19 protein-coding genes are annotated in these 19,712 nt (G+C 41.6%); 10 read left to right on the forward strand and 9 right to left on the reverse strand.

Features of this window, described 5'->3' with window-relative positions:
* Positions 1-4 precede the first annotated feature (4 nt).
* Positions 5-3,301 (reverse strand): HEAT repeat domain-containing protein, encoded by a 3,297-nt coding sequence (locus tag AC6RV6_RS00215; protein WP_500237922.1) that lies wholly within the window; start codon positions 3,299-3,301, stop codon positions 5-7.
* A 190-nt stretch (positions 3,302-3,491) separates the two neighbouring features.
* On the opposite strand from AC6RV6_RS00215, the gene AC6RV6_RS00220 reads away from it, so the two are divergent.
* The 5 genes from AC6RV6_RS00220 to AC6RV6_RS00240 all read left to right on the forward strand — a co-directional run bounded on the left by AC6RV6_RS00220 (position 3,492) and on the right by AC6RV6_RS00240 (position 6,972).
* Positions 3,492-3,710 carry a hypothetical protein gene (locus AC6RV6_RS00220; RefSeq protein WP_500237925.1) on the forward strand — a complete coding sequence of 73 codons (219 nt, stop codon included), beginning with the start codon at positions 3,492-3,494 and terminating at the stop codon, positions 3,708-3,710.
* Positions 3,707-3,976, forward strand: coding sequence for a ParE family toxin-like protein (locus tag AC6RV6_RS00225; RefSeq protein WP_500237928.1), 270 nt, complete (start codon positions 3,707-3,709; stop codon positions 3,974-3,976). Before AC6RV6_RS00220 ends, AC6RV6_RS00225 begins: the two co-directional genes overlap by 4 nt.
* A gap of 250 nt (positions 3,977-4,226) precedes the next feature.
* Complete coding sequence (locus tag AC6RV6_RS00230) at positions 4,227-5,633, forward strand: efflux RND transporter periplasmic adaptor subunit (protein ID WP_500237930.1); 1,407 nt, start codon at positions 4,227-4,229, stop codon at positions 5,631-5,633.
* A 322-nt stretch (positions 5,634-5,955) separates the two neighbouring features.
* Positions 5,956-6,306 (forward strand): DUF433 domain-containing protein, encoded by a 351-nt coding sequence (locus AC6RV6_RS00235; protein WP_500237934.1) that lies wholly within the window; start codon positions 5,956-5,958, stop codon positions 6,304-6,306.
* 3 nt (positions 6,307-6,309) lie between these two features.
* Positions 6,310-6,972 carry a pentapeptide repeat-containing protein gene (locus AC6RV6_RS00240; protein ID WP_500237937.1) on the forward strand — a complete coding sequence of 221 codons (663 nt, stop codon included), beginning with the start codon at positions 6,310-6,312 and terminating at the stop codon, positions 6,970-6,972.
* A gap of 101 nt (positions 6,973-7,073) precedes the next feature.
* Here AC6RV6_RS00240 and AC6RV6_RS00245 read toward each other — a convergent pair whose 3' ends face one another.
* Together AC6RV6_RS00245 and AC6RV6_RS00250 are read right to left on the reverse strand one after the other, a co-directional pair.
* A complete protein-coding gene (locus AC6RV6_RS00245) occupies positions 7,074-7,469 on the reverse strand; it encodes a helix-turn-helix domain-containing transcriptional regulator (RefSeq protein WP_500237939.1) in 396 nt (131 codons plus the stop codon).
* Positions 7,470-7,488: 19 nt separating this feature from the next.
* The gene (locus tag AC6RV6_RS00250; RefSeq protein ID WP_500237940.1) at positions 7,489-7,782 is read right to left on the reverse strand and encodes a helix-turn-helix domain-containing protein; all 294 of its coding nucleotides are present in this window, start codon (positions 7,780-7,782) and stop codon (positions 7,489-7,491) included.
* Between the two features lie 555 nt (positions 7,783-8,337).
* On the opposite strand from AC6RV6_RS00250, the gene AC6RV6_RS00255 reads away from it, so the two are divergent.
* The 3 genes from AC6RV6_RS00255 (at position 8,338) to AC6RV6_RS00265 (ending at position 16,133) form a co-directional block, all read left to right on the forward strand.
* Positions 8,338-12,345: a magnesium chelatase subunit H gene (locus tag AC6RV6_RS00255; protein ID WP_500237941.1), complete on the forward strand. Its 4,008-nt coding sequence runs from the start codon at positions 8,338-8,340 to the stop codon at positions 12,343-12,345.
* 185 nt (positions 12,346-12,530) lie between these two features.
* Entirely contained in the window at positions 12,531-13,538 is a 1,008-nt protein-coding gene (locus AC6RV6_RS00260; RefSeq protein ID WP_500237943.1) for an ATP-binding protein, read from the forward strand.
* Positions 13,539-13,556: 18 nt separating this feature from the next.
* On the forward strand, positions 13,557-16,133 hold the full coding sequence (locus tag AC6RV6_RS00265; protein ID WP_500237947.1) for a S8 family peptidase: 2,577 nt from the start codon (positions 13,557-13,559) through the stop codon (positions 16,131-16,133).
* Between the two features lie 101 nt (positions 16,134-16,234).
* Here the strand turns inward: AC6RV6_RS00265 and AC6RV6_RS00270 are convergent, their stop codons facing one another.
* Together AC6RV6_RS00270 and AC6RV6_RS00275 are read right to left on the reverse strand one after the other, a co-directional pair.
* Positions 16,235-16,450, reverse strand: coding sequence for a type II toxin-antitoxin system HicA family toxin (locus AC6RV6_RS00270; RefSeq protein WP_500237951.1), 216 nt, complete (start codon positions 16,448-16,450; stop codon positions 16,235-16,237).
* A 2-nt stretch (positions 16,451-16,452) separates the two neighbouring features.
* Positions 16,453-16,698, reverse strand: a complete 246-nt coding sequence (locus AC6RV6_RS00275) for a type II toxin-antitoxin system HicB family antitoxin (RefSeq protein WP_500237955.1) — start codon at positions 16,696-16,698, stop codon at positions 16,453-16,455.
* 119 nt (positions 16,699-16,817) lie between these two features.
* On the opposite strand from AC6RV6_RS00275, the gene AC6RV6_RS00280 reads away from it, so the two are divergent.
* Together AC6RV6_RS00280 and AC6RV6_RS00285 are read left to right on the forward strand one after the other, a co-directional pair.
* Positions 16,818-16,940, forward strand: coding sequence for a hypothetical protein (locus AC6RV6_RS00280; protein WP_500237959.1), 123 nt, complete (start codon positions 16,818-16,820; stop codon positions 16,938-16,940).
* Between the two features lies 1 nt (position 16,941).
* Complete coding sequence (locus AC6RV6_RS00285) at positions 16,942-17,514, forward strand: Uma2 family endonuclease (RefSeq protein ID WP_500237960.1); 573 nt, start codon at positions 16,942-16,944, stop codon at positions 17,512-17,514.
* 172 nt (positions 17,515-17,686) lie between these two features.
* Here the strand turns inward: AC6RV6_RS00285 and AC6RV6_RS00290 are convergent, their stop codons facing one another.
* From AC6RV6_RS00290 to AC6RV6_RS00305, 4 genes are all read right to left on the reverse strand, one after another.
* Positions 17,687-17,938: a type II toxin-antitoxin system RelE family toxin gene (locus tag AC6RV6_RS00290; RefSeq protein ID WP_500237961.1), complete on the reverse strand. Its 252-nt coding sequence runs from the start codon at positions 17,936-17,938 to the stop codon at positions 17,687-17,689.
* Positions 17,931-18,245, reverse strand: a complete 315-nt coding sequence (locus tag AC6RV6_RS00295) for a hypothetical protein (protein WP_500237962.1) — start codon at positions 18,243-18,245, stop codon at positions 17,931-17,933. The genes AC6RV6_RS00290 and AC6RV6_RS00295 overlap by 8 nt, the downstream gene beginning before the upstream one ends.
* A gap of 204 nt (positions 18,246-18,449) precedes the next feature.
* The gene (locus tag AC6RV6_RS00300) at positions 18,450-19,046 is read right to left on the reverse strand and encodes a LysE/ArgO family amino acid transporter (protein ID WP_500237963.1); all 597 of its coding nucleotides are present in this window, start codon (positions 19,044-19,046) and stop codon (positions 18,450-18,452) included.
* A gap of 148 nt (positions 19,047-19,194) precedes the next feature.
* The gene (locus AC6RV6_RS00305; RefSeq protein ID WP_500237966.1) at positions 19,195-19,710 is read right to left on the reverse strand and encodes an SET domain-containing protein; all 516 of its coding nucleotides are present in this window, start codon (positions 19,708-19,710) and stop codon (positions 19,195-19,197) included.
* Between the last annotated feature and the right edge of the window lie 2 nt (positions 19,711-19,712).

The raw sequence follows: 19,712 nt of genomic DNA on the forward strand, positions 1-19,712 counted from the left end.
TGTTTTAAGAAGCGATCGCTTGTCGAGAGTTCAAGTGTAAAATAAAGGCATCACTAACCGTATGATCTTGGGTTTTAGCGGCATACTGTATCAGATCTTCTCGTAATTGTTTGGCTTTTTCGAGAGGCAGAAGGTGAGCTAAAAGGAAGTATACCCCTCGAAAGCGCGGATCTTTAAAATGTTTGAGGGGGCGATCGTTGTTGTCTCCGAGGAAGGTTTGCACGATGAAGAATTCCATAATTTTATCGTGGCGAAATTTCCATTCTTTCAGGGATTTTCCTTCAGGATCGGGGAATTTTTGGCAAATGACGAGTTTGTGACGCGCCATACATTGCAACTCTTCGAAGAATTTCTCTTCAGGTAAAACAACTTCGTCTTTGAGGCGCATTTGATACACCCATTCGGAAAAAGGGAACAGAGGGAAATCTTCGTGCTGTTTGGCGCGATAATCTTTGGCCATGAGGTTGTATTGTTGTTCTTGCAGGTGGAAAAGATCGGGAGATTGGGCGATCGCGATCGCTCTCGAGACAAAAGTTAGATCCATTGGGTTAGAAAGAATGAGTCGAGTAGCGGCGCGATCTTCCGGGACTTGTTTATCATCAAGGGTTTTGGCGAGGTAGGCGGTACAGGCGTTTTTATAGTCGAGTTGGGAAAGTTGGGCATCGTCAGGAAGGGGACGAGTGTAGAGAAATTGTTCGATTTGGGTGCGATCAAGGGGTTGCAGGATGTAAGTTTTGGCGGTGGTGGGCGATCGCCATTCGAGGGGCTGGGTGGTCATGATAATATTGCCCTTGAAGTAGCGCTCGACAAAGTGAGTAATATTGGCACGGATCTCGGCGTTGACTTCGTTGAGTCCGTCAATGCAGATATCCAAAGCGCCGCTATAGATGAGGTTGCGGAGGAATTTGGGGTCTTGGGTTTGTCCGTGGAGTTTGAGTTTAATGGCTTCGATAACGCCTTTGTCGCAGCGATCGGCTCTCAGATAAACGACGACGCGGCGAGATTTGTGAGCGAGGTGGCGCAGAAACATGGATTTTCCGTAGCCGGATTCCCCTTGTAGGACGATTTGCCCTTTGATTTCGGGGATGGTGCGATCGAGGGGGGTTATTTTTTGGGAGGCTTGGCTTCTGATGTTGGAGTTAGGGAAATATTCCTGATATTGCAGGCTTTCGAGATCGGCATCGGCGAGGAGGGAGGCACGGAAGGGGGCGAAAAGTTTGGCGCGGAGGAAGGGAATCCATGTGAGACAAAAGCCAACGTAGCCGAGTCCGGTGATGCGCCGCACCCAAGGATTCCAGAAGAAGATCGCTTGGATGGGGGGAGATTTGGGATAGATGAAAATGAGGGTCAGCCAGAAACATATATGAGCCAGCCAGATTTTCCATGCCCGAAAGAACCATTGTTTGCGCTCAATTTTGTTGATGACTGTGTTGAGAGTATCTGCTTCGTTGAAATTATCAGCGAGGTTTTTAGAATGTTGTTGTAATAATTGAATGTCGCGATCTTGCCAATTAATCTTCTTGCTAATAGTAGCGATTTGTTGAGCGAGATCTTTACGTAATTTACTTAAATTTCCGCTTTGTTGCCAAGCCTTATCAAAAATCTCTAGGAGTTTAACTGCTTCTTCACGTTTGAGGATATCTGGATACTCGTGAGGTTCTGCCAGCCATTTTATGAGTGCGATCGATTCTTCTTCAGCATTGCTGGTAAAGTAGGCGAGAAAGCGAATTTGAGGAGCTTCTGATGGATAATAATAAACTGCATTGAGAATTTGCAATATTGTTTTAAATTCTAATCCTCCCATATTTTCTAGAGCAAAAATAGTACTATTTCTGACATTGAAATCAGAGTCTTGTAAAAGTGAAATAAGGAGAGGTATATGGTCTTTAGCAGCTTCTCCTATTTTTCCCAAAGCAGAAATACTAGTACTTTTAAGGTTGATAGAAAAACCATTGGAATCAAAAAATATATAATTAAAATTTTCATTATTAATACTATTTAATAATTTGACAATTTTGGGAATTGCATCTTTGGCTACTTCTCCCATATTTCCTAAAGCAAAAACAGCCGCATTTTTGACAGAAAGATTGGAATTGTCTAACAATTCTACAATTTTAGGAATTGTATCTTTGGCTATTTCTCCCATATTTCCTAAAGCAGAAACAGCCGCATTTTTGACAGAAGTATCAGAATTGTCTAACAATTCTACAATTTTAGGAATTGTATCTTTGGCTACTTCTCCCATATTTCCTAAAGTGTAGATAGCCGCATTTTTGACAGAAAGATCGGAATCATCTAACAGTTCTACAATTTTAGGCAGTACAGCTACTTCTCTCATATTTCCTAGAGCGTAGATAGCAGCGCGTCTGATATAAGAATCGGAATCGCCTAACAGTTCTAAAATTTTAGGAATTTTATTTTTAGCTACTTCTCCCATATTTCCTAAAGCAGAAACAGCAGTGTTTTTAACAGAAGAATCGGAATCGTCTAGCAGTTTTACCATTTTAGGAATTGCATCTTTGGCTACTTCTCCCATATTTCCTAGAGCGTAGATAGCCGCATTTTTGACAGAAGAATCGGAATCGTCTAGCAGTTTTATCATTTTAGGAATTGCATCTTTGGCTACTTCTCCCATATTTCCTAGAGCGTAGATAGCCGCATTTTTGACAGAAGAATCGGAATCGTCTAGCAGTTTTATCATTTTAGGAATTGCATCTTTGGCTACTTCTCCCATATTTCCTAGAGCGTAGATAGCCGCATTTTTGACAGAAGAATCGGAATCGTCTAGCAGTTTTATCATTTTAGGAATTGCATCTTTGGCTACTTCTCCCATATTTCCTAGAGCGTAGATAGCCGCATTTTTGACAGAAAGATCGGAATCGTCTAACAGTTCTAAAATTTTAGGTAGTACAGCTACTTTTCTCATATTTCCTAAAACACGAACAGCTGTAGTCCGAACTATTGCGTTTTCTTCATATTCTACAAAGTTCTTAATTTGACTCAATTTTTGATCTGGAATACTAACAGATGATAATTTGTATTGTGCCAATTTATTTAATGCGTTAATCCATATTTCCGGGTCTGAGTCATCAAGAGCAGCTAAAATTCCTTCTCTTTCCCAAGATTGAGGGTGTCGATTTTTGGGGATCAAGAATCGAGTACTAGTAAGTTGCGCGTGTCCCCAACCTGCTACAAAAGAAACAGTAAAACAGAATGACAAGAGCAAAGACAGCAGGGGAACAATAAATTTTCGGGCAAAAGTTCGGTTTTTGGCGTGCTGCTTGCGTGTGCGGGTTTTCATAGCGATCGCGCTTCTGTTTTATTCGAGAGTTAGTTTTGTTTTAGCACCTCTTCCCCTCAGTCGCACTCCCAGAGAATAAAATTCACAGCCGTCACCGAGAGGACAAGCGATCGCACTTCCTCAATGATGCCTTCGATAGAGATGCGATCGCGCTACTATAAAAGTACCTTCAGAAAATAGTCAAAAGATTATGACCGAATTACTCGATCGCGCGATCGTCCAATTAAAAAACTTACCGTCTCCGGAACAAGATGCGATCGCCGCCATAATATTAGAAGAACTGGAAAGCGATCGCCGTTGGGATAAAGCATTTGCTCGTTCTCCCGATGTCCTCGCCCAACTTGCTGCTAATGCGATCGCCGAATATCATGCGGGCAAAACTTTAGAACTCGATCCAGAAACATTGTGAAATCGCAAACTACAGCCCAATTTCGGAATTTATTTGCAGCTTTACCCGAACAAATCCAAGAACAGACGCGGGTAGCATATCGCCAATTTAGAGAAAACCCAAATCATCCGAGTTTGCGTTTCAAGAAAGTACATCCAAAATTACCGATTTATTCTGCTCGAATTAGCAGAAACTATAGAGCCATAGGTCAAATAGAAGGAGAAGTTATTATCTGGTTTTGGGTGGGTTCTCATGCAGAATACGAGCGGCTATTGTCGAGTTTATAAGAGAATAGAGATGAGGTGCGATCGCGCTTCCTCAATGAGGCGTTTTCTAGAGATGCGATCGCGTTAAAATAAATAGCGATCGACGCAAGGTTGATTTCCTTAGAAACTCGTGCGATCGCAGAAGATGAACCCTGAGAAGAATTGAGCCGAGGCGATAGGAAAGAAGTGTATCGCTCTCTAACAAATCATAGCGATCGCGAAGACAAAACCGTTAAAATTGAAAAGAGGGGATTACCCAAAGGGGGAGAAAATGAATAAAATACTCACCAACGGACGCAAACCCGCGACCGCTTACAGCCCCAAGCCCAGCGAACCCAAATCCAAACGCTTTCGCCACCTACCGCAAAAGATTTTCTATGCGATCGCAGCAGTGGCGATCGCAGGGGGAACGATTTTGGCTTTGCGCCCTTCCCCCCTATTGGTCGATATGCAGCCCGTGGAACGCCAATATCTGCGCGTAACCGTCGATGCCGAGGGCAAAACCCGCCTCCAGTCCCGCTATACGATCTCTGCACCCGTAGCGGGACGACTGCGACGAATGCACTGGGATGAAGGCGATCGCGTCAACCGAGGGCAAATTCTCGCCCGTCTCGATCCCATCCCCCTCACCAGCCAAATTCAGTCAGCCAACGCAAGGATAAATGCGTTAAAAGCCGAACGAGATGGTGTTGCCACTTTGCGACCCAAAGAAGCATCCCTCGCCGGAATTAGAGCGAATATTCGCGGGTTGCAGGCGCAAAAACAAGCCGCGATCGCCCGGGTGCAAGAGGTTGAAGCGACTTTAGAACAGGCCAAACGCGATCGCCTGCGTCTGGAAACTTTAGTGAGAGAAGGTGCATTACCCCAACAAGATTTAGAACTGGCACAATTAGCCGAAACCCGCCGCCGTCAGGAATTAGAGGTCGCTCAAAAAGCAGTGGAAAGCCTCGAAACCGACATTCGCGCGACAGAAGAAGAACTGGTAAGGGTGCGAGCCGAACAGCGCGATCCCGATTATCAATTGAGAGTATACGATGCAGAGATTGCCAGCATTCAAGCCGAAATCCAACGTTTGAGTAACGATGCCGCCCAAACGACGATCGCTGCCCCCACAAGCGGCAAAGTTTTGCGGGTTTATGAAGAAAGCGATCGCTATGTCAGCGAAGGAACGCCCTTATTAGAGTTAGGAAATACCAATGCTTTAGAATTAGCGATCGATGTTCTCTCCACCGATGCCGTTAAAATTCAACCCGGCGCAAACATTCGCCTCGAATATTGGGGCGGAGAGAAGCCGCTAGAAGCACGAGTACGAGAGATCGAACCTTCTGCTTTTACTAAAGTTTCGGCATTGGGAGTCGAAGAACAACGCGTGAATATTATTGCCGATCTCATCGATCCGCCGCCTACTTTAGGGGATGGTTATCGCGTCGAAGCTCGCATTGTCATTTGGGAAGAAAAAGATGCTTTAACAGTTCCCGTAAGCGCGATATTTCGCTGCGACGGCGATCGCTGGTGTGCCTTTGTGGTTGAAGAAGGCAAAGCTCAAAAACGAGCGATCGCGATCGGACAAAAGAATGACTTTTTAGTAGCGATTCAAAGCGGGTTAAAAGAAGAAGAAATTGCTATTCTTCATCCTTCAGAAAAACTCGCAGACGGAAGCCGTGTCATTCCGCGTTAATCGGGAGTAAATTGCCTTGAAATTCTCCTGTTTTAGCAAGGTCTCGTTATCCACTCTAAGCATAGATCGCATACCAAATTAAGCAACCGATAAGCCAAATCATCGGGAAAGCAATTTTACCAAATCGAACGAGTTGATAATTTTGAATTCCGTTCGATTTCCACATTAAACTGAGAATATTCAAACTGCGAGTCGGTATCGATTTTTGAAACCTCAGATTATGATTTCTCACTTCTAAAATGCGATCGCCCTCTCCCCCAATTTTTTTCTAACTTTTTCAGCAAGCCCTAATTAAACTTCTAAAAGTTTAGGAGGCAGTTGAATGAATGCGAAGTTAGTTGAATCACTGGCCGATGCTGTTAATGCTCTCTCACCAGAAGATTATGTTCTGTTTCAGTCTACTTTAATTGCTAAAACCATCCAGAAAACACCCGGTGTTTGTGGCGGTCACGCTCGCATTCGGAACACGAGAATTGCTATATGGACATTAATTTCTCTGGCTAATCAAGGGATGGATGAGGACGAACTCTCTCCACATCCTATCTCTAATCTTTGTACTTCCGATCGCAAGATGAGGAAATTGTACCGACATTACGAAGTGCGGAATATGGGTTGTATATTGAGGATGCAATTTCGACTCGTTAAATGCTATATTGATGTTATTGGAGGCTAAAAAATGAATGTGGAAACATTAATTGCACAATATAATCAAGGTAAACGCGATTTCTCTGGATTAAAACTAGAAGCAGTTAACCTAGAAAATATTAATTTAAGTGGTGCAGATCTAAGCAGCTTAAATATTTATGGATCCAGTTTAAAGCGTGCAAATTTGAGTCATGCAAAACTAAATGACGCTCAAATTGAAAGATGTAAGCTAAATAATACAAATTTTTTTGAGGCTGATTTAAGAGAATCTCGTATTAGCAATTCCAATCTATCTGGCGCAAATTTATCTGGCGCAATTTTGCGAAAAATTGATTTATCAATGGTCAACCTCAATCAAGCAAGTTTGGTTGATGTAGATCTAACCGATGCTTATTTTTATTTGGTTAAGTTAGATAGGGCCGATTTCACGAATGCTCGATTATCTTCTATTTACACTCTATATACAAATATAGATACTCTTAGTACAGAATTTAACAAAGCAAATCTTAGGAATACAATACTTAAAATTAGCAGAAGAATAACTAACAGAGATAAAGTTTGCGTAAAATGTGGAGGTTATGCAAGCCATAGCTATACTGAGTTTACCAGAGGCACTTTTGGATCTGGAAACACAGAGGCAGATGTTTATTTTCGCTGTCATGACTGCAATTATACATGGGTAGAATATCACTAATTTTTTAATAGTTAAATCACAAATGAACCTGCTCCGCGATTGCCTGAAGCGAGAAAAATAAATTAGTAAATATCGATATCATCCAGAGAAATTCTCTCTTCTTAGCTTTGACTTTTCTGGGATTCCTCAATAATATCAATAAATTTGAGATCGCGTATCTGGCTCGTATCTTGCGATCGCTCTGCTACAGTGACAGTTAATTTTAACCCCAACAGATCGAGCCACTCGGCAAAATCGTAAATAACTTTACTTCCTTCTACTGAAAGCAATTCCTGCAACTTTTCAGCGTGTAATTGCATTTGCTGTGGGGTCATTTTCTGCTGTTTTTTCAATGCTTCAGTAACTTGTAAAAGCGCACTTTTAAGTAGATCGCGATCGGGATTTTTCTCTTCTAAAGTTGCTGAGATATAATTCGCCGCAAGTTGAGGATTTTTACTGAGAAATTCAATTAAATAGTCTTGATAACTATCGCTAGCTGGAACTTTTGCACCGTTCACGATCTTGCCAATTGTAAATTTATTGATTTGGAAGAAAAAGAGAAGGTGACACATGAAAAAAATGAGCAAGTTCTTCCATCAAAGATTTAAGAAGTTCTACACCATAAATATCGGGAATAATATCCTGTTTTTGTTCGTATTCATAAATTAATGTTCCCAAAACATTGAGATAGTCTTTTTCATCTCGTGTTAATTCTTTGGAATCGAGTAAGCGATCGACTCGACTTTGTGTTTCTATTAATTCTTCCTCGGAAGTTATGGGACGAGGTGGAAAGGTTGTAAGTAATTCTAGGTAGCGATTTGAAGTGATCATTTTCTCGAATATACTAAAATCGTATGGGTAAAGTTTTCTAATACTAATCCCCTATGTAGAGTTCTCATCTTGCCCAAGACAGGGATATACTGAGTCCCTGTCAAAATGGTATATGGTATGAACTAAGTTTAGAGACATTAGAGACTTCTAACGAAGTCTGAGGTCATCGGGAGCATCCCCGGTGGCTGCGGTATTAGCAGTTTAACCCTACCCTTGATTTTGTCCGGTAGCAGAGTTTATTCAATTATTGATTTATCGTACACATAATTTTACGATTTTGACAACGGCTAGCAAAAAAACATTTTTAATCATTAGTCAAGTTTTTTATATCTCATTTTGTTACAAAGCAGAAAAGCGATCGCTCTCGCCAAATTACAACAAATTGTAAAAATTGCGTTGTATTCCTTATCGAATTGTGTCAAATCGAGGCAAGATCCATCTAAATCTGATTTATTGGTGGGTTAGTGCTTTTTTTCTGGACTGGCACGAAACGCCGGAGTTCAGCAACCCATAACCCCATAGCCAAGAGCCGATCGCTAAAAGGAGAATGCCTGTATGTTCACCAACGTCAAGTCCACCATTCGTCGCGTCACACCAAGGGATTTGCGAGATCGTTCGCTGTTAAAGGTGGTCTATGTCGTGTTAGAGCCGCAATATCAAAGTACGCTTTCGGCGGCGGTGCAGTCCATTAACGAACACAATCCCAATCTGGCGATCGAAATTAGCGGTTATCTGATCGAAGAACTGCGAGATCCAGAGAATTATGAAAATTTTAAACAATCTGTTGCAGAAGCAAACATTTTTATCGCTTCTCTGATATTTTTGGAGGATTTGGCAGAGAAAGTCGTTGAAGCGGTGAAACCCCATCGGGATAACCTAGATGTAGCGGTGGTTTTCCCCTCCATGCCCCAAGTGATGCGCCTCAATAAGATGGGGAGTTTTTCTATGGAGAATTTGGGACAGAGTAAAAGTGCGATCGCGCAGTTTATGCGGAAGCGGAAGGAAAAATCGGGATCCTCGTTCCAAGATAGTATGTTAAAGCTGCTGCGGACGCTGCCAAAAGTCCTTAAATATATGCCCATGGATCGGGCGCAAGATGCGCGTCACTTCATGTTAAGTTTCCAGTATTGGCTGGGGGGATCGGCGGATAATTTAGAGAATTTCCTCCTCATGCTGGCGGATAAATATGTCTTTCCGGGACAGGGTGACGGGGCAAAATATAACGATCCCGTAGTTTATCCCGATATGGGAGTATGGCATCCCCTCGCCCCAAAAATGTTTGAGGATGTACAGGAATATTGGGACTGGTTTAATCAACGGGATGATATTAATGAGGATCTGCGGGATCCCCTCGCACCTTGTGTCGGGATTGTTCTACAACGGACTCATTTAGTGACCGGGGATGATGCCCATTATGTGGCTATGGTACAGGAATTGGAGGTGATGGGGGCGCGAGTTCTTCCTGTCTTTTCCGGTGGGTTGGACTTCTCGAAACCCGTAGACGAACTGTTCTGGGATAAGCGAGTCAAGGGGATCGAACCGACTCCTTATGTGGATGTTACCGTCTCCTTAACCGGATTTGCCCTCGTCGGCGGTCCGGCGCGTCAAGACCACCCCAAGGCGATAGACTCGTTAAAACGCCTCAATCGTCCCTATATGGTTGCGTTACCGTTGGTATTCCAAACGACAGAGGAATGGGAAGATAGCGATCTGGGATTGCACCCGATTCAAGTGGCGTTGCAAATAGCCATTCCCGAACTGGATGGCGCGATCGAGCCTATCATTGTTTCGGGACGGGATGGGATGACCGGACGCGCGATCGCATTGCAGGATCGGATCGAGGCGATCGCAAAACGGGCGATGAAATGGGCAAATCTGCGGAAAAAGCCCAAGTTAAATAAGAAGGTTGCCATCACGGTCTTTAGTTTCCCGCCGGATAAGGGTAATGTAGGGACGGCGGCATATTTGGATGTTTTCGGCTCTATTTACGAAGTCATGCAGGCATTAAAACGCAACGGCTACGACATCCAAGAGTTACCCGATACGCCGATGGGGTTGATGGAAGCCGTCATACACGACGCACGAGCCCAGTATGCCAGTCCCGAGTTAAATATAGCCCATCGCATGTCAGTGATGGAATACGAACGCCTCACGCCCTATTATGAGCGTTTGGAAGAGAATTGGGGTCCACCTCCGGGACATTTAAACACGGACGGCCAAAATCTCCTCATTTACGGGAAACAGTTTGGGAATGTCTTCATTGGCGTACAACCGACATTCGGATACGAAGGCGATCCCATGCGATTATTGTTCTCGCGATCGGCTTCTCCCCATCACGGTTTTGCCGCATATTACACCTATTTGGAACAGATTTGGCAAGCGGATGCAGTCCTACACTTTGGTACCCACGGGTCTCTGGAATTTATGCCGGGGAAACAGATGGGAATGTCCGGAGACTGCTATCCCGATAGTTTAATCGGATCGACTCCCAATCTCTACTACTATGCCGCCAATAATCCCAGCGAAGCAACCATCGCCAAGCGTCGCAGCTATGCAGAAACCATCTCCTATCTCACCCCTCCTGCGGAAAATGCCGGACTCTACAAGGGTTTGCGGGAACTCAGCGAGTTGATTGGTTCCTACCAAAGTTTGAAGGAAGGGGGACGCGGGGTGCAAATTGCCCTGACAATTGTAGACCAAAGTATTATCCTCAACTTGGATAAGGATATTACAGAGTTGCAGGATGCAGACAATTTAAAAGCACGCTTGCAACAAGAAGATGCAACAGAAGAACGGGATAATTTAGTAGGATCGGTCTATCGCAAGTTGATGGAAATTGAATCCCGCTTGTTACCCTGCGGACTGCACGTGGTTGGAAAACCCCCTACCGCAGAAGAGGCGATCGCAACTTTAGTCAATATTGCCAGTTTGGATCGCGAAGAGGAAGGGATGAAGAGTTTACCCCGCATCATCGCCGAAAGTATCGCACGGGATATGGAGGAGATTTACCGGAATAGCGATCGGGGAATTCTCCAAGATGTGGAACTCCTACAGGATATTACCCTTGCAACCCGCGAAGCAGTGGGATCGCTGGTCAAAGCACAAGTCAACGAAGAAGGACGAGTCGATTTTATTTCCAAATTAAACTTCTTCAACTTGGGTAAAAAAGCCCCTTGGATCGATGCGCTGACAGAATGCGGCTATCCTGAAGTCAACGCAGAAGACTTAAAACCCCTGTTTGAATACCTCGAATTCTGCTTAGAACAGGTTTGCGCCGATAACGAACTGGGAGGACTCCTGAAAGCATTAGAGGGGGAATACGTCCTTCCCGGGCCCGGAGGCGACCCCATTCGCAACCCCGATGTCCTCCCCACCGGAAAGAATATCCACGCTCTCGATCCCCAATCCATCCCCACCCTCGCCGCCGTCAAATCCGCTAAAATCGTCGTGGATCGCCTTATCGAACGCCAACGCATCGATAATGGGGGAGAATACCCGGAAACTATCGCCTGCGTCCTCTGGGGGACCGATAACATCAAAACCTACGGGGAATCCCTCGCACAAATTCTCTGGATGGTGGGAGTCAAACCCGTCCCCGACTCCTTGGGACGAGTGAATAAATTAGAACTGATTTCCTTAGAAGAATTAGGCCGTCCTCGCCTTGATGTCGTCGTCAACTGTTCCGGCGTTTTCCGCGACCTCTTCATCAACCAAATGGCCTTGTTAGATCGGGGGGTCAAAATGGCCGCCGAAGCTGAGGAACCCCTCGAAATGAACTACATTCGCAAACACGCTTTGCAACAAGCGGAGGAAATGGGGGTAAATGTGCGAGAAGCAGCGACGCGGATTTTCTCCAATGCTTCCGGGTCTTATTCTTCCAATGTGAACCTTGCGGTAGAGAATAGCAGTTGGGAGGAAGAGAAGGAATTACAGGATATGTACCTGAATCGTAAATCCTTCGCCTTCAATTCCGATAATCCGGGGGTGATGGACGAAAAGCGGGATATTTTTGAAGCCTCCCTAAAAACCGCCGATGTCACCTTCCAAAACCTCGATTCTTCCGAGATCAGTTTAACCGACGTTTCTCACTATTTCGACTCCGACCCGACGAAAGTTGTATCGAGTCTTCGCACAGATGGCAAAAAACCGGCTGCATACATCGCCGACACCACCACCGCCAACGCACAGGTACGCACCCTCTCGGAAACCGTGCGTTTGGATGCGCGGACAAAGATGCTGAACCCAAAATGGTATGAGGGGATGCTGAGTCACGGTTATGAAGGCGTGCGAGAGTTATCTAAGCGTCTGGTGAATACGATGGGATGGTCAGCGACGGCGGACGCGGTGGATAATTGGGTGTACGAGGATGTCAATACGACGTTCATCGATGACCCGGAAATGTGCAAGCGGTTGATGAATTTGAATCCCAATTCTTTCCGCAAGATGGTAGGAACTCTCTTGGAGGTCAACGGTCGCGGTTACTGGGAGACCAGCGAGGAGAATTTAGACCGCTTGCGGGAGTTGTATCAGGAGGTCGAAGATCGGATTGAGGGAATTGAATAATCTATCAAGCTCGGAAACCTTCTAGACTAGGGTAATGTAGAGGTGCGATCGACACCTCTACATTTTGTCTGAACCTTGTAGACTTAAAAATCAAATTATAAGTATAATAGTATCATACAAACTTTGTTACAAATTCTCGTTAGTCCATCTTTTATACTCCTAATACAGGATTGAGGGGCATTATTATGAAAGCCGAGCTTCTCAAAAGATTATTTAGAGCGATCGCTGCTTCTGACACCGAGGCGATCGACAAACTCTCGTATCTGGTCATTGAAGAGGAACGAAAAAAAGGTCATACCCTTCTAGCCCAACAATTAGAGAATATCCAAAAAAGAAATAAAAATAAAGAATCTCCTGCATCTTCTGAGTCATCCCCGAAATCATCAGAGAGTTTTGGTAATCTCAGCGAACTGCCAACCAGTCCCAGATCTAACATCCCTCTGGTAACATATATATCAAGGGATAAACTCAGACATCATATGGTATTATCCGATCCTATTGAGAGGCGTTTTCAGCGTATTGAACGCGAGTATGCTGCCAGAGATCGTCTAGCCCATTATGGACTACGCTATAGACAAAGAATTTTGTTATATGGTTCTCCGGGATGTGGAAAGACACTAGGTGCAGAACGTTTAGCGTGGAATACAGGACTCCCTTTACTCAAAGTCCGCTTTGATGCAATTGTGTCTTCATTTTTGGGGGAAACTGCTCATAATTTGAGATTAGTGTTTGAAAGAGCTTCATCAGAACCATGTTTGCTGTTTTTTGATGAATGCGATTCCATTGCTAAATCTCGAGAGGATCGTCAAGAAGTTGGAGAAATCAAACGAGTTGTTAATACTTTTCTACAAATTTTAGATGAGTATGAAGCATCATCAAGTCTTTTAGTTGCTGCAACTAATCTCAATCAGTCTTTAGATACTGCTCTTTGGAGACGATTTGACGATCTCATTGAAGTACCAAAACCCGGTGAACAAGAGTTATTATTTATAATCAAACAAACTCTCTCTACTGTAGAAGTAGGAACAATTGACTGGGATAACATTATTCAGAAAATCAAAGGTTTTTCTGCTGCTCAAGCAGTAAGAATTGCTGAAGATGCTGCTAAACTTGCGATTCTCGAACGAGAAGGATTGGTCATTCAAGAGCATCTTTTATTAGCAATTCAAGAAATTAAGTCTGTTTTGAATTAATTATTAATTGGAAATTAAATGATCGATAATCCACAATCTTTTCCTCATATTTCATTAAAATTAACTACCCAAGGAACATTTAATAGTCCTAGAGGTGGAGGAAAAAGGAATACACAAACTGCAATGAATTTGAATAATCGTCAAGGACATGGCACTAAAATTAGAAATTCAGTGTTATCAGTTGTTGATGACTGGCAAACTACTCAAGAACAACGAGAAGAGGAAAATAAACCTGAATTACCAGACGCTGTACCATTAATTTTAAAAATTGATCCTGATACATTTGATTTAGATAATCTAAAAACTTCAGATATAGAAATTATCGCTGAATTAGAAGATGGCTATATTATTGGTGCTTCCGGAGATGTAGAACTTAGCGAGTTACAAAATAAAATAGAGAAGTTTTTCCAAGAGGAAAGAGGAGGAGGAGTTATTGCTAAAATTTTAGATATTAGTCAACCTCATCAAAAACTGGAATTTATTTTATCTCCAACTCTAGTAGAAAATTGGGATAAAATTAGAGATCCGCAAATGTATATAGTTGATGTTGGGATTTCCTGTCTCGGTACTAAAGCAAAATTGAGTGATTATCCGAAAAAAAGAGAATCTCAAAGTTCCGAACAATATAGAGATGCAATTATTCGCTGGACTGCAAAACAAAGTAAAACCTATGAAGAGTGGGATGATTTAGCATCCGATAGACAAGCGAAGTTAGCTCAATTTATTCAGCACTACAATGGTGAATTTTTGGGTAGTTTTATTGATGGTAAAACTCCAAAATTTGCTCAAGCACCAGATAGTTTTTCTTGTCGCATTCAAATTTCAGGACAAGGACTCAAAGATTTAGTTTCTAATTTTCCCTATATTTTTGAAGTTACTGAACCAGATATTATTCAAGTTGAAACTAATGCTCAACTTGAAAATGGAGATGATATCTTTTTTGAACTAGAGTCCCCAAATGCTAATGCACCTAAAGTTTGTGTTATAGATAGCGGAATTCAAGAGCATCATCCTATCTTAGCTAATGCTATCGATTCTACTCAGTCAAGATCGTGGGTTGCAGATAATTTAACGGCTGATTTGGTTGGCAATGGTGGTCATGGAACAAGAGTAGCAGGAGCAATGCTTTATCCACGGAATATTCCCAAACAAGGAAAATATAATGCAGTTTTTTGGATTCAAAATGCTCGAATTTTAGACAATAATTGTAGATTATCCGATCGCCTCTATCCACCTCTCCTTTTAGAAGAGATTGTTGATATCTATAGCAATCAAACTAATACTAGAATTTTCAATCATTCAATTACTGGGGATGTACCTTGCTGGACAAAGAATATGAGTACATGGGCAGAAACTATAGATAAATTAACATGGGAGAAAGATATTTTATTTGTCGTTGCTGCGGGCAATATTCCTTTAAATTATCATCGATTATCATCAAGATTATCTATTAAAGAACATTTAGAAGCCAACCGCTCATATCCAAATTATTTGTTAGCAAATTCTTGTCGAATTGCCAATCCAGCCCAAAGTTTCCAAGCGTTGACTGTTGGATCTGTAAATCAAAATTTTTACAATGACAGTTCATGGGTGTCTCTTGGAGAAAAAGATCATCCTTCTGCATTTTCTTGTTCTGGCTTTGGAATTTGGGATACTATCAAACCCGAAGTAGTAGAGTACGGAGGAGATTTGGTGCAAGATCATAATAATCCCATCACGATTAAATGTTCTCCATCTACTCCTCAATTAGTTCGTTCTACTTTAAATCAAAATGCTGCACCTTCTGTTGCAGCAGATGATTTCGGAACATCATTTGCTGCCCCAAAAGTAACTTATATTGCTGCTTGTCTTGCGGCAGAATTTCTCGATGAAAATTGTTTGCTTTATCGTGCTTTAATTGTGCAATCAGCACGATGGCCAGAATGGGCAATTAATCAAAGTAACGAAGAAAAAGAAAATATTATTCGTCAAATTGGTTATGGTATTCCCGATCTTAATCGAGCGATCGCTAATTCAAATTATAGAGTAACACTTATAACTACAGGAAATAATATTATTCGAGCAAAACAAGTTAAAATATATCAAGTTCAACTCCCAGAAAATTTACTATCGACTGGAGATGAGATAGAATTTTTAGTGGAAATTACACTTTCGTATAAAGCACAACCTCGCCGGACAAGACGAAATAAAAGAAGATATCTTTCTACTTGGTTAGATTGGGAATGTAGCAAACAAGGTGAAAATCCAGAATCATTTAAAGAAAGAATTTTAAAAGGTTATCAATCTTCTAGTGAAGTAGAAAAAGGAGAAGGTTTATTTACATGGACTCTAGGCAAACAAAAACATCATAAAACACTTAAAACTGTCTCGAGAAGTAATGGGACTTTACAAAAAGATTGGGCAATTGTTAAAGCTTATAATTTGAGAGACTCATTTTGTATTGCTGTAATTGGACACGAAGGATGGAATAACGATCCTTTTGCTGCAGTTCCTTATCATTTAGTCGTGAGTTTTGAATCACTCAATAATAAAATCCCAATTTATACAGAAATATCTAACGTTCAGATCGAGTTAGAAACAGAAATAAAAATCTAGCTTTATTCATTTTGTAAACTTGCGATCGCATTTGCAGAGAGAATTTTTGGGAGTGCGATCGCGTTTGATGAGAGGCTGTTGAGGAAGTGAGATCGCATGGTTCAAGCATTATCCCATTCATCATTACTAATTCCAGCCTGTCGCAAAATTTCCTTAACTAAACCCACTGAAATATCTTTACTTTTATGAGGATTAGGAATGCGAATTTTCAGTTCGCCTTTTGTCATAAACTGATGCTTTCCTCCAGAATACGGTCCCGTATAACCTAATGCTCTAAATTTACGAATCAACTCTTTGCGAGAAATAACGGAAGGCATTTTTAAACCTCTACCTCCTCAACAATTTTCAAATCTACTCCATCAACAATTGGTAGAGAGTCGCCATCTCTTAACTTTAAAAGTATCCATTCTTCCAAAACCTCTAACAAATCCGTGCGACATTCTTCTACTGTATCACCATTTCCCCATACTCCCTCAAATCCTTCAATCTCAGCAAACCAAGATTCATCTTCTAATTGTTTATATCGAGTTTGCTTTAATGCGGCTTCACAGTACCTTAAAAACATAAATCCTCAAATTGTGCCTTGACGACATCTCAATCCTAACACAGAGAGGAGTTTGAGGAAGTGCGATCGCGTTTCTGATGAGAGAGTTTTGATGAAATGCGATCGCCTTTGATGAGAAGATGTTGGAGGAAGTGCGATCGCATTTGATGAGAGAATTTTGGGAAGTGCGATCGCGCTTTCTCGATCCTCAGCAGTGCGATCGCGACTATAATACAGATAGACCTAAAGTTGTTAGGAGTTAAGATGGCCAATTTGACTCTCGACCTAGAAACCGTCAACCTGACTGATGAGCAATATTATCAGTTGTGTACTAAAAATCAAAATCTTCGCTTTGAACGTAATGCTAATGGAGATTTAGTCATCATGTCCCCCGCAGGTGATGAAACCAGTAATCGAAATGGAAGGCTGACACAACAATTATTTAACTGGTCAGATACTAATGAATTAGGGATTTCATTTGATTCTTCAGGGGGTTTTAAATTACCTAATGGTGCAGAACGTTCCCCTGATGCTTCATGGATTCCTCTCGACAAATGGGAAAAAATACCTCCAAAAGAACGAGAAAAATTTAGTAATATTTGTCCGGATTTTGTTGTAGAACTAATGTCTCCTAGCGATTCCTTGAAGGCGACTCAAGCAAAAATGCAGGAATACCTAGAGAATGGGGCAAAATTAGGATGGCTTATCAATCGCAAAAAACGACGAGTAGAAATTTATCGACAAAGTAAAGAAGTAGAAATTTTAGAAAACCCTTCCACACTATCAGGAGAAAATATCTTACCCGGCTTTATTTTAAAATTAGCTAAAATTTGGTAAATCTTCAAGATGAGAGAGTTTTTTTGAAGTGCGATCGCATTTACTGGGAGAATTTTGAGGAGCGAGATCGCTTTTGCTGAGAGAGTTTTGGGAGATGCGATCGCATTAGTTGAGAAAATTTTGGGAAGTGCGATCGCGTTTCTGGGAAGGATTTGAGGAGATGCGATCGCGTTTATTTATAAACATCTCCACGCGGACCAATTGCCGTGATAAGATAGACTTGATTTTCTAAATCTTCTTTAAACAGAACACGATATTTTCCTACACGCAATCGAGATTCAGGACGACCCTTGAGGAGTTTAATATCTAATAAAGTAGGATTTTCTAACAAAGTATCCAACGCATTGATAATACGAATTTGGTCATCAGGTTGCATTCGCGATAAATAGCGTTCTGCTGACTTAAGCAAAACATAATCAATCACCGTTCTTGTTCTCTCCAAAAAGTTTATGTTTTAATTCTTTTGAAGAGATACCGCGATCGCGTCCGCTAATATAATTTTGCCAAGCTGCATCACTCATTGCAACTTCTTCTGGAGAAATAACCTCATCTGTTCCTTCCACTTCTACAGGAGTGGGAACGATCGCTTTCAACTCCTCAAAAAGTCGAATTTGCTCGATGAGGGAAAGATCGTGAACTTGATGGAGTACCTCGGTATAAGTTGCCATAAAATGCTTCAGTTCTAATTTACTATTTTCATAATATCGCAAAATTGTTGGATGCGATCGCATTTGCTGAGAGAATTTTTAGGGAGATGCGATCGCCTTTGCTGGGAGGTTTGGAGGAGAATTTAGACCGTTTGCGGGAGTTGTATCAGGAGGTGGAAGATCGGATTGAGGGAATTGAATAAGAGATAAACTTTAGAGAGATAGTTAAAGGTGACTCCCTCTCCATAATAAAATATACCTAGAAATTTAATGATTGTTCTATTTCTGTTATAAAAATAGACTTATTGCAACTAGAAACATAATAATCCCTATTGCGATCTCAATAATCTTCCATGATACTGGATTATTGAGTACTGGTGCTAACTTACTTGCTCCATAACCTAGAGCAAAAAAGAATATAAATGATGCCGAGATCGCTCCTAATGCAAATTGAATCTTCAGATCGGAGTAAGATGTAGACACAGAACCTATTAAGAACATTGTATCCAAGTATACATGTGGATTAAGCCATGTAAAAGCAAGACATGTTGAGATGATTAAGGAAAGAGATGTGTTTGCATCAGTGTCTGGAAGCAAAGAATCAGATGATTTGATAGCTAGCCAAAAACTGTGAAGGCCATAACCTATCAGAAACAGTGCCCCACCATCTCTGGCAATTTCTTCTATCCAAGGATTTACTTTGGCAAAAACCCCAAAGCCAGAAATACCAAGGCTTATTAAAATAGCATCCGAACAAGCAAACATAAGGCACACAATAAAAACATATTCTTGCCTTAAGCCTTGTCTTAAAATTAAGCTATTTTGTGCTCCAATTGCCACCAATAAGGAAAAACCAAGCCATATTCCAGAAATAAAGGCATTCATACTTAATCCTCATATCAAAAATCTGAAGAATTTTATATATAGCGTTTCTCAAATAGATGGAGTACAGTTAAATCGAGCAAAAACAAGGCTTTTGGGTGTTTTTTATGTACTTCGGTAAATCGAGAAACGCTATACGTGATTCCAAGTATTATTCAGAGATTGACTTGATTTTCTTCAAAATGAAAGAGGAAAAGTAAGAGCCATATCTCTGCTGAAGTTCTTGATTTGTCCAGTCTTGGCCAGTAATAACTCCTCGACAGTTCTTCGCTCCACAGTTACAGTCAAGATAGTATAGATGTGTCATAGCCATAGAATAGTCATAATACAGTTCTTCATCAGGTTGGATATTCCGCATGGCTACGTAGATTGTTTCTCCATTCATACCAATATTAGGATCGCATGAATGATTTAAGAAAATCACGATATCGTCAACCTCATCAACCGAACGAGGACACAAGCAAAAATTATCGTGAATTTGAAGGCTAAAATCTCCAATGCTCTTGTCTAATTTGAGAGATTCTTCAACTTCCACAATATGACCAGATCTGATGGCAACAACCTCATCCTTGAAGATAAAATCTTTAGCAAACAGACCTCTACCCGAAATACTATTTGTTCGAACCTCTACTTTGGGCGATCTATATGATTTAATAGAAACCATCATGC

This window comes from Spirulina sp. LEGE 11439 (genome assembly GCF_059821285.1).

Coding starts and splice junctions, on each gene's coding strand:
- AC6RV6_RS00240 (WP_500237937.1), top strand. CDS start 6,310: ATGAATGTGGAAACATTAATTGCACAATATAATCAAGGTAAACGCGAT.
- AC6RV6_RS00260 (WP_500237943.1), top strand. CDS start 12,531: ATGAAAGCCGAGCTTCTCAAAAGATTATTTAGAGCGATCGCTGCTTCT.
- AC6RV6_RS00275 (WP_500237955.1), bottom strand. CDS start 16,698: ATGTTTTTAAGGTACTGTGAAGCCGCATTAAAGCAAACTCGATATAAA.
- AC6RV6_RS00235 (WP_500237934.1), top strand. CDS start 5,956: ATGAATGCGAAGTTAGTTGAATCACTGGCCGATGCTGTTAATGCTCTC.
- AC6RV6_RS00280 (WP_500237959.1), top strand. CDS start 16,818: ATGTTGGAGGAAGTGCGATCGCATTTGATGAGAGAATTTTGGGAAGTG.
- AC6RV6_RS00305 (WP_500237966.1), bottom strand. CDS start 19,710: ATGATGGTTTCTATTAAATCATATAGATCGCCCAAAGTAGAGGTTCGA.
- AC6RV6_RS00230 (WP_500237930.1), top strand. CDS start 4,227: ATGAATAAAATACTCACCAACGGACGCAAACCCGCGACCGCTTACAGC.
- AC6RV6_RS00265 (WP_500237947.1), top strand. CDS start 13,557: ATGATCGATAATCCACAATCTTTTCCTCATATTTCATTAAAATTAACT.
- AC6RV6_RS00220 (WP_500237925.1), top strand. CDS start 3,492: ATGACCGAATTACTCGATCGCGCGATCGTCCAATTAAAAAACTTACCG.
- AC6RV6_RS00255 (WP_500237941.1), top strand. CDS start 8,338: ATGTTCACCAACGTCAAGTCCACCATTCGTCGCGTCACACCAAGGGAT.
- AC6RV6_RS00250 (WP_500237940.1), bottom strand. CDS start 7,782: ATGATCACTTCAAATCGCTACCTAGAATTACTTACAACCTTTCCACCT.
- AC6RV6_RS00295 (WP_500237962.1), bottom strand. CDS start 18,245: ATGCGATCGCATCCAACAATTTTGCGATATTATGAAAATAGTAAATTA.
- AC6RV6_RS00215 (WP_500237922.1), bottom strand. CDS start 3,301: ATGAAAACCCGCACACGCAAGCAGCACGCCAAAAACCGAACTTTTGCC.
- AC6RV6_RS00300 (WP_500237963.1), bottom strand. CDS start 19,046: ATGAATGCCTTTATTTCTGGAATATGGCTTGGTTTTTCCTTATTGGTG.
- AC6RV6_RS00285 (WP_500237960.1), top strand. CDS start 16,942: ATGGCCAATTTGACTCTCGACCTAGAAACCGTCAACCTGACTGATGAG.
- AC6RV6_RS00270 (WP_500237951.1), bottom strand. CDS start 16,450: ATGCCTTCCGTTATTTCTCGCAAAGAGTTGATTCGTAAATTTAGAGCA.